This is a genomic window from Gardnerella sp. c11Ua_71 (assembly GCF_055818025.1).
On sequence record NZ_JARFVR010000002.1, the window covers coordinates 151,746 to 168,654 of the forward strand.

The 16,909-nt window shown below is 35.1% G+C and carries 12 protein-coding genes; 4 read left to right on the forward strand and 8 right to left on the reverse strand.

Going from position 1 to position 16,909, the window contains the following annotated elements; all coding sequences use genetic code 11:
• Positions 1–41 precede the first annotated feature (41 nt).
• Positions 42–2,144 (forward strand): DNA primase, encoded by a 2,103-nt coding sequence (gene dnaG / locus P0106_RS02160; protein WP_285067308.1) that lies wholly within the window; start codon positions 42–44, stop codon positions 2,142–2,144.
• A gap of 178 nt (positions 2,145–2,322) precedes the next feature.
• Here the strand turns inward: dnaG and P0106_RS02165 are convergent, their stop codons facing one another.
• On the reverse strand, positions 2,323–3,573 hold the full coding sequence (locus P0106_RS02165) for an AGE family epimerase/isomerase (protein WP_473730377.1): 1,251 nt from the start codon (positions 3,571–3,573) through the stop codon (positions 2,323–2,325).
• Positions 3,574–3,979: 406 nt separating this feature from the next.
• Between P0106_RS02165 and P0106_RS02170 the strand changes: the two genes are divergently transcribed.
• Positions 3,980–7,105: an alpha-mannosidase gene (locus tag P0106_RS02170; RefSeq protein WP_473730378.1), complete on the forward strand. Its 3,126-nt coding sequence runs from the start codon at positions 3,980–3,982 to the stop codon at positions 7,103–7,105.
• Positions 7,106–7,150: 45 nt separating this feature from the next.
• Here the strand turns inward: P0106_RS02170 and P0106_RS02175 are convergent, their stop codons facing one another.
• From P0106_RS02175 to P0106_RS02195, 5 genes are all read right to left on the reverse strand, one after another.
• A complete protein-coding gene (locus P0106_RS02175; RefSeq protein WP_174190652.1) occupies positions 7,151–7,996 on the reverse strand; it encodes an energy-coupling factor ABC transporter ATP-binding protein in 846 nt (281 codons plus the stop codon).
• Positions 7,980–8,834, reverse strand: coding sequence for an energy-coupling factor ABC transporter ATP-binding protein (locus tag P0106_RS02180; RefSeq protein WP_174190651.1), 855 nt, complete (start codon positions 8,832–8,834; stop codon positions 7,980–7,982). The genes P0106_RS02175 and P0106_RS02180 overlap by 17 nt, the downstream gene beginning before the upstream one ends.
• Positions 8,818–9,630: an energy-coupling factor transporter transmembrane component T gene (locus P0106_RS02185; RefSeq protein WP_473730379.1), complete on the reverse strand. Its 813-nt coding sequence runs from the start codon at positions 9,628–9,630 to the stop codon at positions 8,818–8,820. Before P0106_RS02185 ends, P0106_RS02180 begins: the two co-directional genes overlap by 17 nt.
• A gap of 48 nt (positions 9,631–9,678) precedes the next feature.
• Positions 9,679–10,290 (reverse strand): ECF transporter S component, encoded by a 612-nt coding sequence (locus P0106_RS02190; RefSeq protein ID WP_075038855.1) that lies wholly within the window; start codon positions 10,288–10,290, stop codon positions 9,679–9,681.
• Positions 10,291–10,369: 79 nt separating this feature from the next.
• Entirely contained in the window at positions 10,370–11,071 is a 702-nt protein-coding gene (locus tag P0106_RS02195; protein WP_004113553.1) for a Crp/Fnr family transcriptional regulator, read from the reverse strand.
• 136 nt (positions 11,072–11,207) lie between these two features.
• Between P0106_RS02195 and P0106_RS02200 the strand changes: the two genes are divergently transcribed.
• Together P0106_RS02200 and P0106_RS02205 are read left to right on the forward strand one after the other, a co-directional pair.
• Complete coding sequence (locus tag P0106_RS02200; RefSeq protein WP_009994132.1) at positions 11,208–12,386, forward strand: MFS transporter; 1,179 nt, start codon at positions 11,208–11,210, stop codon at positions 12,384–12,386.
• A 17-nt stretch (positions 12,387–12,403) separates the two neighbouring features.
• Positions 12,404–13,369, forward strand: coding sequence for a nucleoside hydrolase (locus P0106_RS02205; RefSeq protein WP_473730380.1), 966 nt, complete (start codon positions 12,404–12,406; stop codon positions 13,367–13,369).
• Positions 13,370–13,505: 136 nt separating this feature from the next.
• Here P0106_RS02205 and P0106_RS02210 read toward each other — a convergent pair whose 3' ends face one another.
• Together P0106_RS02210 and P0106_RS02215 are read right to left on the reverse strand one after the other, a co-directional pair.
• Entirely contained in the window at positions 13,506–15,449 is a 1,944-nt protein-coding gene (locus tag P0106_RS02210) for a beta-N-acetylhexosaminidase (protein WP_248898762.1), read from the reverse strand.
• 66 nt (positions 15,450–15,515) lie between these two features.
• The gene (locus P0106_RS02215; RefSeq protein WP_004114978.1) at positions 15,516–16,655 is read right to left on the reverse strand and encodes an ROK family protein; all 1,140 of its coding nucleotides are present in this window, start codon (positions 16,653–16,655) and stop codon (positions 15,516–15,518) included.
• Positions 16,656–16,909 lie beyond the last annotated feature (254 nt).

The following is a 16,909-nucleotide window of genomic DNA, read 5'->3' on the forward strand; positions in this document are numbered from 1 at the left end:
CGAGTGTTTTATAGCCGCTGGCTTGCGATAAGCTAGAGATTATGGCTGGAATGATTGTAAAAGAAGACGTTGAGCGTGTGCGCGCTGCTGCAGATTTGTACGATATTGTATCTGCAACTGTTACGCTTAAGCCTTCTGGAACGGGTACTTTTGTGGGGCTTTGCCCGTTTCACGATGAAAAAACGCCTAGTTTTAGCGTTCGTCCAAGCTTAGGTGTCTGGCATTGCTTTGGTTGCGGTGCTGGTGGAGATGTTTTTAAGTATGTTGAGCAAAAAGAAAACATTGATTTTCGCGAGGCAGTAGAACTGTTGGCAGATCGATACCACGTTGAAGTTCATTATGACCAATCGCAAGCTGGTAAAGATAGTGCTCACGCAGGTTCTAAGCGTGCTCGTCTTATAGAAGCAAATGAGGAAGCTCAGCGTTTTTTCGTGTCCCAAATCAACTCTAAAGAAGCAGCTCCAGCTCGTAGTTTGCTTGCTGGCCGTAATTTTACTCAAGCGCAATGTGAACGTTTTGGTTGCGGATATGCGCCGAATAGTTGGGATACTCTAGTTAGATATTTGTCTAATAAGGGTTTTACTCGTCAAGAATTATTGGACGCAGGTTTAGCGCGCCAAGGTCAGCGCGGAATTTACGATTATTTTCGCGGCAGATTAACGTGGCCTATTCGCGATTCTACAGGCAGAACTTTGGGTTTTGGCGCTAGAAAGCTTTATGACGACGATTCTATTAGTGCAAAGTACATTAACACTCCAGATACTGTGTTGTATAGAAAAACGCAGGTTCTTTATGGAATTGACATTGCTAAATCGAATATTGTTAAAAAGCGTCAAGTTGTGATTGTGGAAGGCTATACGGATGTTATGGCTTGCCATTTAGCTGGTGTAGATACTGCTGTTGCAACTTGTGGAACGGCTTTTGGTGCGGAGCATGCGAAGATTATTCGCCGTCTTATTGCAGACGATTCTTTGGGAGCGATTCAGCTTGTGGGGCCTGTAAAAGTAGAAGGTCAAAAAGTTAGTTCGCGTATTGTTTTTACTTTCGATGGAGATGCGGCAGGTCAGAAAGCTGCGTTACATGCTTTTGGCTTAGATTCAGCGTTTTTAACACAGACTTTTGTTGCTGTTGCAGATAACAATTTAGACCCTTGTGATTTGCGTATTCAAAGGGGAGATGAGGCTGTTCGATCTTTGATTGCGCGCGCTAATCCTCTTTACGATTTTGTAATCGACACTGTTATTCGTAAGTTTGACACGTCTTTTGCAACAGGGCAGATGGGTGCTGTTAAGGCGGTTGCTCCTCTTGTTGCGCAAATTCGAGATAGGTCTTTGTTGGACTTGTACACTAGGAAAGCTGTTAGAAATATTGGTGTTGATTTAGACGTTATGCGTAGGGAAGTGGAGTCTAATAGAAGGCGATTGCATGTTATAGACGATGACGCTTATTCTAAAAGCTATTCTTCTATCGTTTCCGCGGATTCTCGCGTATTTGATCAGCGTTCTCAAAGCATGAATGAAGCTGCTATAAAAACAGCTATGCTCAGAAGCGCGTACAAAAATCAAAGTTACTACAAGGTTGACGATTCCGTGTTTATGTGTGAGCAGCAATTTATGGCTGTTCTTATGCAATCTCCTTTAGCGTTTAACAGTCAGCTTTTTGCGCAGCTTACTTTGAATAATTTTATTACGCCAGTTTTTAGAACGCTTTTTCAGGCTTTTGTGGCAGCTGGGGGATTGCCTACTTCAAATGTAAGTCAAGGATTATGGCTTCATATTATAACTAAAGCTGCTGGCCCTATGTTAGAAGGTGTTATTAACGAGCTTTCTGTAATGCCTCTTCCATTGTCTTTAAGCAAGGGCTTAAGTAGCGCTTCTTCGCTTAACTCGTCGGCTGCTTACGACTATAGCGGCGAAAGCGTTAAAGGCGGACCATCTGATCTTTTGCGCGTTCCTAGTGAAGAAGAGCAAAAGTACGCAAACGAGCTGCTTATTAAGCTTCTAGACGTTGGTTTTATGCGAAAAATCGGAGCTTTTAAAGTTCGTATGAGTAAGCTTCCTGATGGTCAAGAAAAGCTTACTCTTTTAGGTCAAATCACTAAAATGGAAAGCGCTCGAAAAGACCTTCAGTCGCAAATTCTATAATGTGTATCAATATTGTATTTACGTCCTAATGCTGTTTACTTTACTTTTTAACGTTTCTTATTTTCATATTTTCATACGTATTTGTGGAATATTTGGAGTGTATGTGATGAAATAATCCACACTGCAGATTTAATTGCAATGTGGATTATTAAATTAATAAATTAACAATATTTTATTATTAATCAAGTTGCTCTCTGTATATAGCACTTGCTATAGAACACGTCGGATCTATAAATGGAATCAGAGTGGATTGGAAAGCATGATAAGCGTCTGATTTTCCCGGCCATACAGTATTTAAAACATTGTTTTTATCATCGAGTTGATGGAACCACGAACCCTTAGAATGATCAATGACTGAGTAGTCTAGATATTTGCAGAATTCTTTATACCAAGTAGCATATTGCTTATTTTTAGTGATTCTGTAAAGCGTTGATGATGTATTAATGGCTTCTGCTAGTGTCCAATGCATACGGTCGTGGACTATAGGCTTTCCATTCCAATCTGTTGTGTATACGATACCTGGTTGCCCATCGGCATTCCATCCATCTTTTAATGCTTGGTTAAACAAATTTTCTGCAGCGTTTAATGCTTCTCTTCGCTGTTTGCAATCTTCCTTATAGTAACTGTATGCCCATTGGAGTATTAATCTTGACCATTCGATTCCATGACCTGGTGTTGCACCGTATGGTTTAAATTGGTCATCTTTTTTGTCTTTATTATATTCTAAGTCTGCTTGCCATTGATCGTTGAAATGTTCTGGTATTCGCCAATTGTTGTTAGATGCCCAATTGATTACGTGGCTGATTATGCGCTTTGCGCGTTCTCTATATTTTTCATCTCCTGTGCTATCAGCTACTGCAAGAAATGCTTCTGTTGTATGCATGTTTGCATTAAGTCCCCGATAAGAATCAAGCTTATTGAAGCTTGTATCCCATGTGTCTACTGTTAAACCTATTTCATTATTCCAGAAGTATTTATCGAATACTTTTAATGCATCTTCTAATAGTTGTTTTGCTCGTTCATGTCCTGCTAGTAGTGCGCTTGATGCGGCTAGTATAACGAATGCGTGAGTGTAACAAATTTTGTCTTTTTCAGGTTCTTTGTTCCAACTTACTTGTGGATACCATCCTCCGTTTTCGTTGTCGTGTAAAGGACCTAATAGTCCGTCGAGTCCTCGTTCAACAAGTTGATTCGCTTTTTTGTATCCTAACATTTCTCCTATTGAGTAAACATGAGTCATTCGTGCTGTAATCCATGTTTGTACTCCGCGTGTTTTATCTAGTGTTCCGTCTGTGTTGAGCCATCCTGACCCTCCTATTGGTGCTGGGAAGTTTTTTGCGAAATCAAGTAATTGTTTTGTTTGTTCTGCCATGAATATTCTGTTGGCTTGTGTGCCAAACGTATATTTAGTTGTTTCAAAATCTTGCATTATTGTCCTTTCGTAGATCGTAATTTTAAAATTGAATCAACAGAGTCATGTGTTATGTTAGGGATGAATAATTGCCTATATTCATTTATGCTGTTTATATACTGTCTACAGATAATTATTCCAATTAGAAAATATCATCTTTAATATTTTCTGAAGTTTCTAACAGCTCATCACTATATATGGACAATTACTCTTTGCTGATTAAATATTATAATTTTGGTTAACAAAATTCATAGCAGTTATGAATTTTTATTAATTACTGTCTTTTGTCATAAACTTTTACTGATTTAATATCGTATACTTGTTTTGTCTTTATATGTTAGATATGCGATTTATGCGTATGTGATTTGCGTGTACGTGATTTACGTATAAATGTTTAATTGTGTAAGAAAGAAGTGTAGAAACTATGTTTTTATTACCTGAGCAGCAATTAAATCGCTGTACAAGAGTTATGCAACAACGCTTATACCCGCATATAAATACTGTTTTATTGCATTGTAAAATTCGAGCGTATGAGATTGCTGGAGAACCTATTTCTTCTAACGAATTCTTTTCTAAGTTAAAAAGAAACGATATTGTGTTTCATTCATTCAATGTTCCAAGCGTTTGGGGAACAACTTGGGGAACAACGTGGTTTGAGATATCAGGGTCGATTGATCTTTCAAAGGTAAAGGGGTGCAAAGTTGAGCTAAATGTTGATTTAGGTTGGATTAGTAATCTTTTCCCTGGTTTTCAAGCTGAAGGATTAGTGTATAACGTTGACGGAAGAGTTATAAAAGCTGTAAACCCTTGTAATCATTGGGTTCCGTTGATTGATGAGCATAATAATCGTTCGATTAGTATTGATGAAAATGGTAATTTTACTTTATATTTGGAAGCTGCAGACAATCCATTTGTTGAAGGACCTACTGCGTTTTCTCCTACTGATTTAGGTGAGCGTGCTACTGGAAAAACCGAATGCCAATATATGTTGAAGTATGTTGACGTTACTGTTTTTAATCGTAATATTTTTGATTATTATATGGATCTTGAGACTGTAAGTTCTTTGATGCGAGAATTGAATGACGATAATCCGCGATACTGGAAACTAGCTAAAGCTTTACAGCGCTCCTTAAATGCATATGATGAACATGATTCTTCTACTGTTCAAAATGCTCGTAATATGTTGACTAATGTATTAAGTCAGCCCGCGGCGGCAAGTTCTCTAAGGCATATTGCTGTTGGACATGCTCATATTGACTCTGCTTGGCAATGGCCTGTGCGCGAGACGCACAGGAAAGTTGCACGCACAATATCTAACGTTTTAGCTCTTATGGATGAGGATCCTGATTTTACTTATGCTATGAGTTCTGCTCAACAATACGAGTGGCTAGAAAACGAGCATCCCGATTTATTTGAGCGTATGAAAAATAGGATTAAAGAAGGACGTTTTATACCTGTTGGTGGTATGTGGGTTGAGTCCGATGTAATTATGCCATGTGGTGAATCTTTAATTCGACAAATGACTTTTGGTAAGCGCTATTTTAAGGAGCATTTTGGTGTTGATCCGCATGGCATTTGGCTCCCAGACAGTTTTGGCTATACTGGCGCATTGCCTCAACTTGCTCGCCGCGCTGGATTTGATTGGTTTTTAACTCAAAAGATTTCTTGGAATGATACCACTAAATTCCCACATCATTCATTCCTTTGGGAAGGAATAGACGGTTCTAGGATTTTAGCTCATTTTCCTCCATCTAATACTTATGCTTCATCTGTGAGCATGCATGAGTTAGTTTATTCTCAACGCAATTTTTTGGATAAAGATTTATCTGATCACGCAATATTGTTATACGGTTTTGGCGATGGCGGTGGAGGGCCTACTCGCGAAATGACTGCTCGTATTAGGCGTGATCGTAATTTAGAGGGTGCTCCTAGAGTTGATTTCGGCACTCCTGATGAGTTATTTGAAAAAATACGAAAAGATATTGTTGACGATTCAAATTGCAATACGCCAGTGTTTAAGGGTGAGCTTTATCTAGAGTTGCATAGAAAAACTCTTACTTCTCAGCAAGATATGAAGCGTTATTGCCGCATGGAGGAATCATTGTTGCGTGTGGCTGAATATCTTGTTGTTTTAGCTCGAGTGTATGCGCCAGAATATCGTTTCAATAACGATGAGCTTACTAGAATTTGGAAGACTTTATTATTGAACCAGTTCCACGATATTCTTCCAGGTTCTGCTATTGCATGGGTTCATAGGCAAGCTAGAGAAGAATATGCTAGAGATATTTCTTGTTTACGTAAAATTATTTCAGATATTGCCAATGCGATTGTAAAAGCTAACAGCACGGTTAACGCGGTTAATGCGCGTGAAAATGTAAAGTTGTTGACTTATACAGGTAAAAATGAGGTCGCTTGGAATTTATATCAATGTAGTGAAAGCTGTAAAAATAATACAACAACTGTAAAACACAAAAATGATGGTGGAGTAATTCTTAATAATGGTGTTTTAAGTGTGACTATTGAACGCGATGGCACAGTATCTTCTGTTGAAGATATTAAATTTAATCGTGAGCTAATCCCATCTGGTTATCGCATGGCGCAATATGAGATATTAAAAGATGAGCCGTATCAGTGGGATGCATGGGATATTGAGCGAGATGCATTTATGAGGAATCGTAAGATTGATGATTCTTCAATTGTTGACGTTAAAGAGCTTTTATCGGGCGGTGTATCTGTTGAAATCTTGGCATGTAAAAAGGATGTTAAGATTCAAACAAGTATAATTTTAGAGCCATGTGTTAAACGACTTGATTTCCATGCGCAAGTTGATTGGAATGCTAAAGAGCAATTTCTAAAAGTAGATATGCCAACATCTGTATGTTCAGATAAGGCCCAGTATGAGTGCCAATATGGTTTAGTTGAAAGGCCAATAGTAAAAAATACTCGTAGTGATGATGCAAAGTTTGAATCATGCACACATAGGTTTGTTCGCATAGAAGATTCCTCGTATGCTGTTGCTGTTGCAAATTCGTCTACTTATGGCGCTGATACTGCTCCTATTGGCGATTATTCTTCATCTTATGGAACTATGCTCAGATTATCTTTGCTTTCTGCGCCTCTTTACCCCGATCCTAACACCGATCAAGGTAAGCATGAATTTACTTGGTCATTTATTGCTGATGCAAATATGGATTCAGTTCTAAGTACAGCTGATTTTTTGAATTCGCCAATTATTGATATGCTACCAGAAGTTGATCCATTGTTTACGATTCGCAGAAACTCAGGCCTAATTGCATTAGATTGGGTTAAGCTAGCTGACGATTGTTCTGGAGACATAATCTTGCGTATTTACGAGCCGTCTGGTGGATATGCAAATGGGCAAATAAAACTCAATAAAATCTTGCGTTATTCCTCAATTGAAGAGGTAGATCTTATGGAAATGCCAGTGCTGCATGGCATGCCTATATCTTTGCACAATAATAATGACGCGTTAAATGTAGAATTACGTCCTTTCCAACTATGTTCATTGCGTATTCGCATTGCATCTTAATGTTGATATTTTGTTTATATTTTGATGCTTTTGATTGCATATACCTTAATGATTATTGCGATTAGCAATATGTTTAGCTAAAGCACGTATAGGATTATCTTTATGCATATAGTTAATTCCGAGCGCATTCATTATCTGTGCTATGATTGGTTGGTCAATATGCGCGCGTTTTATTATTTCTACGTTCTGGAATGCAGATTCGATGCTCCCTTTGTATAGCACATTTCCGTTATCAAGTATGAGAGCATTTTGACAATTTTCGTATGCGAATTCCATGTCATGGGTGATAAATAATACTGTTACATTTATCGTATGTAAATAATTAAGTATTTTTACAAGTCGCATTTTTTGTGGTTTATCCAACCCACCAGTCACTTCATCCATAATAATAATATGTGGTTCTCTTAGTAGTGCAGATGCAATGTTAATAAATTTTCTTTCAGCGAATGACAAATTAAATGGGTTTGTATTTTCTTTATCGTTTAAACCAGTAAGATTCAGAACGCGACTGTAAAGATCATTGTTTATATTCTTTATCCCATATGTAATTTCTTTATGTACAGTGCTGTTAAAAATTTGATCATTTGGGTTTTGAAAAATATAACCAACGAGTGATGTAATATCGTGTTGCTTTAATGTCTTATATTGTTTTCCTTCAATAGTTATGTCTCCAGAAGTTGGCTGTAATAAATTGTCTATTATTTTGGCGAGAGTGCTTTTACCTGCTCCATTGCTACCTATTATTGCGCATAATTCACCACTTTCGAATTCTATGTTTACGTGGTTTAGTATTCTGCAGGATTTTTCTTGTTTATCATTATTTTTATTTTTTATTTTTTCATTTGAAGGATATTGAAAACTTACATCGTTCAATTTAATTGCGATGCTCATCGCATTTCTCCTTTAATAAAACTATTAATTCGCCTATATCTGTTATGTCAGGGGTTATTTGGATATCAAACTTACGTAACTTTTTCACAATTTTGACAACTTCTGGAATATCAATACAGTCAGAAGGGAAAGTTTCATCATAAAAAACATCATATTTATTTCCATAATGAGTGATAAAACCATTTTGAAGAACAATGATATTATCTGCATATTCCGCTAACAAATTTGTATCTTGTTCACTAATTATTACGGTATGTCCCTCGTCTTTGTATTTTTGTAGAAAATTATAAATATTTTTAGTTTCTTCTGGATCAAGTTGTGAAGTAGGTTCGTCAAGAATTAGTATTTCTGGATTATTAACTATAACGCACGCGATTGCAACGCGTTGAACCTGCCCTCCGGATAGGGTTAGTGGGTTTTGAAGCGCAAGTTGTTCTATGTTAAGTAATTGCATAACTTGTGTAACCAGACTCTCTATTTGTTGAATAGGGATACTGCGATTTTCTAAGCTGAACGCAATTTCTTCAAATACAGTTTTTTTGATATGACTCAACTGCGAAAAAGGATCGCTAAATACAAAGCCTACGCTGTCACATTCATTAGATTTTAATAAATCAATCGTGTTGTTTAATAGTATTTTTCCAGAATATTTTCCCTTATAGAAATGAGGAATATATCCCTTAAGAGATAAGCATAGACTTGATTTACCTGAAGCGTTAGCGCCAATTACTCCATATATTTTCCCTAATTCTAGCTGTATTGTTATGTTGCTTAAAGCTGGTTTTGAAGTAAGTGGATAAGTGTATGAAAAATTGCAAATATCATATGATATAACCATAAATTACTCTTCCTAGAATAAGAAAAACTAGTGTAATTGTTCCTATTGTTAGTACTAATTTTTCGTGACCATTATGATTAACCTGTTTAATATATGTCTTTTTTTCTGAACTGAAAAAATTTCGCGAATCAAGCATCATTATGCGTTGCTCGATGTTTATTAGTGAAGTAATAAATGCTGGAAGCAAAATCGAAGTAAATGTGCCAATTCTACGTATTAAATTTCCATTAAAGTTTATTCCACGACTTTTTTGCGAGGTTATTATTGCTTTAATTTGCATTTGTAAATAATCAATCGTTTGGAAAGTAGAAAGTATTATGAAACATGTTTTATTGCTCATCCCAAGTTTGTTTAAAGATATTGTAATATCTTCTATATCAGTTATTTGGAAAAAACATATGACTATAGTTGATATATTTAAGGTATTCATTCCGAGCGTTATAGAATTAGACAATGCTGTATCTGTAATCTGCAAAAAATTAAGACTTAATATTGCATTTCCCTGTCTACAGAAAGCGACTTGAAATATCGCAACAAATAATGAGAACATGGCTATACTTGATACAAGCTTATATCCATTCTTTTTTATTCCACATAGAATCATCAGAACAAGTAGAGCAACAAAATAGGGGAACAATAAAAGTCGCAAATTGTATAATGTGAACGAAAAAGTATTTAATATAATATCTACTAATATTAAATATATGGTCAATATAAATTTTGTTGTCGGGTATAGCGTCGCAAGTATCTTGGTATTTTTTACTTGATTAATAGTATCGATATAATGCATGTACATAATTACTTTTATCTCTGTCTTTATATAGTAAACTCGATTTAATTTTTACTATTCAGAATCTGGATTTTTTAAATAAAGTAAACCTAATGGGAAAAGAAGCAGTAATTTATTAGGCAAGCATTTTATAACGCTTAAGCATATGATGATTGTTAATACTCTATCAACCCATGTAAAGAATCCTTCAGTAGAGAATACAGAAATCCAGATATTCATTCCAGATGCAGTTATTAAAGCCGCTATAATAGATGATCCTCCGCCAGTGAACCCGCTAAATACTAGGACTACAATCGGTGCTGAAATAATAATGGATATTGTTGCCATGATTATTGAAGAAATAAAAATTTTCATATAATTTGAAAACATTTTATGTTTTGCTAGAATACCAGCGCATAAGGCTAGAGCAATATTGACCACTATAAATGGAAGCATGGTTGGCATAGTGATTGATGAAATTATTGAAGATAGCATTCCAGTTGTTATTCCTACAAGTGGCCCAAAAATCATGCATGCAAATAAAGTACCTATAGTATCAAGGAAAATAGGTAGTTTTAGCATACCTGCTATAGTTCCAGAAATATAATTAACAGCAACACATAATGGTATTGTGACAACTGCAACAGTAGTAAATTCTTCCTTGAATGATTTAATTATCTGTTTCATGCAATCACTTCCTATTTGATTACTACAAATATTATCTTTTTGACTATTTAATTATCAAATGACATTTGTCATTTGATAATTAAATAGTCATAGAAGAGTATCTTTTATGTAGCAAAGCAAAATGTTGGTCCGTTATAACCAATTTTCCTCTTATGCTTGTTATAAGATTCTCTTTTTTCATGGATTCTAGATACCTGTATAAAGTTCGTAAATTAATATTTAGTATTTTTGCTAAATCTTCGCGAGTATATGGGCATATATACGGTCTATCTTTGTTTGCTTGAGTATATAAATAATATCCAATAATGTCAATTGATTCAAGTAGTCTTTTCGTTGCTGCTTCTTGCATTGTTCTTCCCGCTGTTTTTGCGAATATTGATAATACGCAATAGCAAATTTTGCCATTTTCTTGAACAATTTCGCGAAATAGCGAAGATGGAATTCTAAATACCAAACTTTTTTCTTCTGCCATAACGAAAGCAGTATAATGCGGTTCATTGGTAACGAGTTCAAAAAGTCCCAGTATTTCTATTGGTTCAATATTTGAAATAACTCCATCGTTACGATTTAAACTTCCTCGAACTGTAGCTTTACCATCTAAAAAGATATATACATATTTTGCTGCACTATTCATATTTATGAGAACATCATTAGTGTGATATGTTCGTATGAATTGGTGAGGAATGAGTTGTTTTGCTTTCTCTATTTTTACAATCGTACTCATGCTATCCGTTGCATCTAGTATAAATGCAAGCGCCGTTGCTATACATTTGTTGTTCATGATTTACTTTTACTCCTTAAGAACAAAATTAGTCATGACAAGTGTCATTTTAAGCATTATAAAATCATGATATTTTTTAGGCAAGCCTCTAATGGTTTATAAATGTTAATTAAAAGAACTAGGAAAGTGTGAAATCATGAAGCGTAATGATGCGCTAAAAGCTTTTCTTTCATTTGCTATGTATTTCTTGGCAGGTTCGACATGTGTAATGATTGGCAGTACGTTGCCACAGTTAGTACAAACCTATGGACAGAAGATTGAACTTGTCGGTTTACTTGGATCAGCATATGCTCTTGGTAGAATTCTCACCGTTAACATAACAGGTGTTCTTGTAGAGAAAATTGGATCAGTAAAAGTTTTAGGAATTGGTACTTTTATTACTGGCATATTTATGTTTGGTATTCCTACAATTCCTAGTTTTGTTTCTGGTTTAATACTTGCGTTTGCGGGAGGCATTGCATTTGGCACGCAGGATGCTGCATGCCCAACATTGTTAAGTAGCATATTCAAAAAGAATTATGAAAGTTCATTGACTTTTGGACAAGGACTATTTGGTGTAGGAACTACAGTTTCACCATTTGTATTAGGTCTGTTCTTGAGTGGTAAATTATCTTATGCATGGTCATATTATGTGTTAGGTATTCTTTCATTTATTATCTGTGCGGTGTCTTTTATAGTCAAAGATACGTCTGAGATTAAAGATACAGAGAAAGAGGAAGAACATATCAGGCCACTATATGCTAAGAGTAAGATTCTTGCCTATGCTGGAATTGTTATTTCAGTTGCCGCATTCAGCGGAGTATCGACTGCTATAGGTATGTATACAACAAGTTTTGCAATAACAAAAGGAATAAGCGAATCAAATGCTGCATTTATGTTTACACTATTTAACTTAGGTTGTGTCCTTGGAGGTTTCCTTTTCACTTGGATTCTGAGATATGTAAAAGGTACCTTAGTGCTACTCATGAATTGTATCGGTTCCTTTATTGCTATTCTTGCCGCAATGCTTGTTAACACTGCATTGAGTTACTATATTGGGCTTTTCGTTGCTGGTCTTTTCTTAGGCGTTTTATTTAGTGTTATTGTTGCAATTGCCTCTAGAATTATGTATAAGCGCGTGAGTATAGCATGCTCTATCGTTGCTACAGCAAGTGGCGTAGCTGATATGCTAACTCCTATCGTTGTTGGTGCTGTTATTTCGCAATTTGGAGTAGGGTTCTCATATACATTTGGGCTTATAATGCTGGCAATATGTATTGCTTCGGCTGCACTGCTAAAGATAGTTACATTTGAAAATACAGTTTCTATTAATTGATAGGGTGTTGATAGTTTATGGAAAATAAAGAAATTTATTCTAAAAAGAAAATAATAATAGATACAGATTGTGGTTCGGATGATGCTATGGCAATTGCCATGGCTTTAAATGATCCTAGATATAAGATATTAATGTTTTCCACTGTATCAGGAAACGTATGCATGGAACAAGCGACTATTAATACACTTACTACTATCGAGCATGCTGGTTCATATGAACCACCTGTATATAAAGGAAGTAGCAGCATGCTGTTGCGCGATTTGGTTTATGCTCATGAAACCCATGGCAGAGATGGAATGGGTGATATTGGTCTAGTGCCTCATCGCTTAAAAGAAAGTAATGGTAATGCTGTTTTGAAAATGATTGAAACTTTGAGAAACAGTGAGGATGGTGAAATAGACATTATTGCATTAGGGCCATTAACTAACATTGCTCTAGCTATTAAGGTTGATTATGAAGCGATGAAAAAAGTTGGTCGCATAGTAGTTATGGGATCTGCTGGTCTAGGTCGTGGAAATGTTTCTCCTGTAGCAGAATTCAATATTTGGCAAGATGCAGAAGCTGCAAAGATATTAGTTGATTCTGGTCTTAAAAATATTATGTTTGTTGGATGGGATGCATGCTTGGGAGAATGTATGCTGAATCCACAAGAAATTGCTAATATTCGCGAAAGTGGAGAACTTGGTAAGTTTGCCATTGATTGCAATAGGGAATTAATGGCAATGAATATTAGCCGTTTTGGGGATGCTTATCTCGATATGGCTGATCCATCTGCTGTTGCCGCTGCGCTATATCCTGAATGTGTAAGCGAATGCACAAAATATTATTGCCAAGTTGATGCAACTCCTGGACCAAGTTATGGTTCAGTTCTTGTTGACGCTAATTTCTTCTCTGGGAAGACTCCGAATGTTGAAATATGTAGTAAGCTTAATCCAGAAAAATATAAAAATTACATTTATCGTACTTTACATGTTGTAGATTAGCAAAATTTGTCTTTACCAACATGCTTTTCTATCTTGCAATAACATTTAAATACGACCGGGTTTGTTTATTGTTATTCATAAACTTTCTCGGTCGTATTTATATTTAATGCGTATATGTCCAGTAAATATACTTTTCTCACATCCCTAGTATTTTTATATACCAATCCAATACTTCTCGTATCCTGTACAAGTCTGCCGTTTTACCTATTGATTCCCAACGATTTTGATATTGTGTGAACCATTCGTTCAAATTTGTTTTAAAAGATTTTGCTTCAGCTAGAGTAAATCTCTGGTTTAGTATGTACAACCCTAATTGGTTGAGCAGTTGTTGACCTTGAATGTTTAAAATGCTAGTGCTTATAAAATCTTTGTTTATATTTTCACAGTTTATATTTTCGCTGCAAGCATTTATATCGTAGATGCTCTTTGAGCATTCTGATAGAGTGCGATTATATTCTTTAGCATTTAATATTTGTGCTTCTCTTTCATTTAAGAATCGTCTTCTTGCTTGTTCTAGGGAAGTGTTTTTTGTATATCCTAATGAAAATAGTACATCCTCGTTTGCTATATTTTCGTTATTGTATTCAAGTTCTTTGAATTGTACAGCGTCAGACCAGCTGAATGCTTGTGCATGAGACGCTTGTTTAATAATGTTAAGTAAGTTTGAGTTTGTTCTGTTAGCAAATACATTACTTACCTTGTTTATTAAATCTTTTTTTGCAATATTATTAGATTTCCAAGCATATTCCGATGATATTATTACATACGGAAGTGAGAGTATTGGATCGTTTATATGTCCATAATCTCCCCAATCAGTTAACAAAAATCCTAATACATGATTTTTGTGCCCATATTCACATGTTTTGGATATGTTACTTATAGCAGAGTCAAAATCTGGTATAAGCCTATTCCAAGATTGTGTGCCAGGGCATACGTATTGATCGCGATTCTGACTTTTTATTAGTTTTATATTGTTTTCATTCACGTTTGCCGAGTAATCCCAATTTGCAAAAATAACATTTTTTGGAATATCAGCTAATAACTCTGGGTGTTTTATTGCAATATCAGCATACATTATTGGCTGCAAATCTAATTCGTGTAATTTTTCACATAGCTTTTTAATATAGGACAAATAAAGATTTGCCACTCCTATTTTTTCAGCAACATTTTTACTTTCACCGCATCCAAGGTCAAAGGTCTCATCGGCGCCAATATTAAACTTATTAGATTTAAATAGTGATGCATAATCTTTAATCCTTTTAGATATAAACGGTATAGTGTTAGGATTAGTGGGATTTAGAGTATGATGCATCATTCTTTCAACAAAACTGAAGGGTCTTTCTGATTGTTCTGGGAATTCACCAAGCTGTTTATATGAGTTACTTCTTAGTATTTCATACATGTGTCCAAAAGTTGCAAGTGTTGGAACGAGTTCTATTCCTCTTGCATAGCAGTATTCATCTAGATCGATAATCTCACTACAAGTTAATGGTGAATGTCCAATCCAGGATTCAATTGTGTCATCTAAATCGATAACATGTTCTACGTATAGTTGAAGTTGATTATATTTGTATAGACTTAACTGGTCTACTAAAGTTTTTAACCATGAAAGTTTTGGCACTCTTCCTCTTGAAACATCATAAGAATATGCTCTTACAGGTATTTCTGGAAAGTCTTGAATTTGTAATGATGGCAGTATTAGACCATATTGCATAATTAGTTGTCTTATAGTTTGTATTGCAAAGCATATACTCGCTATGCTCCCAGCTTCTATGCTTATAAGTGTTTGATTGGTCGAGATTTTAGATGAAATTTTATATTCTTGAATACGTAGATTTTTGTTAATAGCTGCCGATATAGCGCTTTTATATCCTTCTGAGTAGCTAATGCTCCAGTTGCAATTGTGATTGTTTTTCAAATCTTCACATAGCTGTTTTGCTGCTGTAGTTATTCTTAAGTCTGGTTTAATATTTATGAAACTAATATGACTTGATTGTGGAAGCGTAATAGTATCTTTTGCGTATATTGATATGTTTTGTGGTGAAGGTATTATTTCGGTATTTGAATTGTCGATTTTCATTTTGTGCTTCTTTGCTACTAGTTTTTACATTAATTTTTTGTTGATTGCTTCTTTGCTTTTTATATCTTAGAGATTCATGATTCTATTTTGAATTACTGATATACATTCTCCTATAAGAGTTATGTCATTGTTGCAAGTGCATCTTCTTACTGTACAAGGATGTTTTGGACTGTATGGACCATATTCTTGTATTGCTTTTTCTGTAGAGCTTATAAATACCTTATTTACAATGTCGGATGGTCCATAAATTACCACGTCTGTTAGGTCTAAAAGATTAATTGTTGTTGTGAGAGCTTTTCCTAAATAATTACCTGCCTCTGCTAATATATCTTCTGGTTTTCTATTTGATGTAAACATTTTTCTATGCAGTGTTTCCGCGGAAATATATGTTTCTAAACATCCTTTTTTGCCGCATGAACAATCTGGTCCTTGCGGATCTACTGTAATATGACCAATTTCTCCTGCAGAATTATTTATTCCAGTGATAATAGCATCATTTATTAATATTGATGCGCCAACACCTAACGATAACTGTATAAATATTGTATTTGGTACGCCGTTGCCGAAGAATCTTTCGGCTAGTAATGCGCTATTCGTGTCATGATCAACGATAATTGGACAATTAAAATGCTTAATCAACTCTTCTTTGATGTTTATATTTTCCCACTGAAGATTCGATGAGCGAACTACTCTTCCTTCATCGTCTACAATTCCAGGTACAGCAATTCCTATTCCTAGTATGTGATTATTTGAATTATTTATTAGAGTTTTGCAAACTTCTATGATTTTTTCACAGTTCGCATCTGTGCTTTTATATAACGATATTTCCGATCTTTTTAATATATCTCCGCACAGATTAACAACAGCGCCTTGTATGAGACAAGGCTGTGAAAGATCTATAGTTATAATGTTCCAATAGTTTGCGTCTACTTCGAGTAGTGTACCTTTTTTACCTCTTTCTATTTTTGACTCTTGACCACTTTCTACTAATATGTGGTCTTCAAGCATTTCGTACACGACGGTTGAAATAGATGCTTTTGATAATTTTGTTTTTCTTACGAGCATAGCTCTAGAAAGTATTTGTTTTGGGAATAAATAGTTGAATATTAGCATTCTGTTATTTATTCTTGCGTCGGCAGGTATGGTTTTTTGAGACACTGTCATTAATTGATTAATCATTGGCTTCGCTATTGTTTTTATGCTCATGTCGTCGTTCCACTTTTAATGCCCATTGTTTTATACATGATATTCTATCAGATAAATATATAGTTTGGAATATATACTAAAACATGTTTTTGTAAAATATTTTCTAATTTTATTTTTTTATATATGAAATATTAGGGCTATAGATTCCTTTATTTTTCAATGTTTTTATTAAATATATTAGATAGTCTTGCATTTTTATCTTTTAGTGCAATAATTGTACTTAATTGGTTTAATAGGGTTCAACTTCAAAGCAG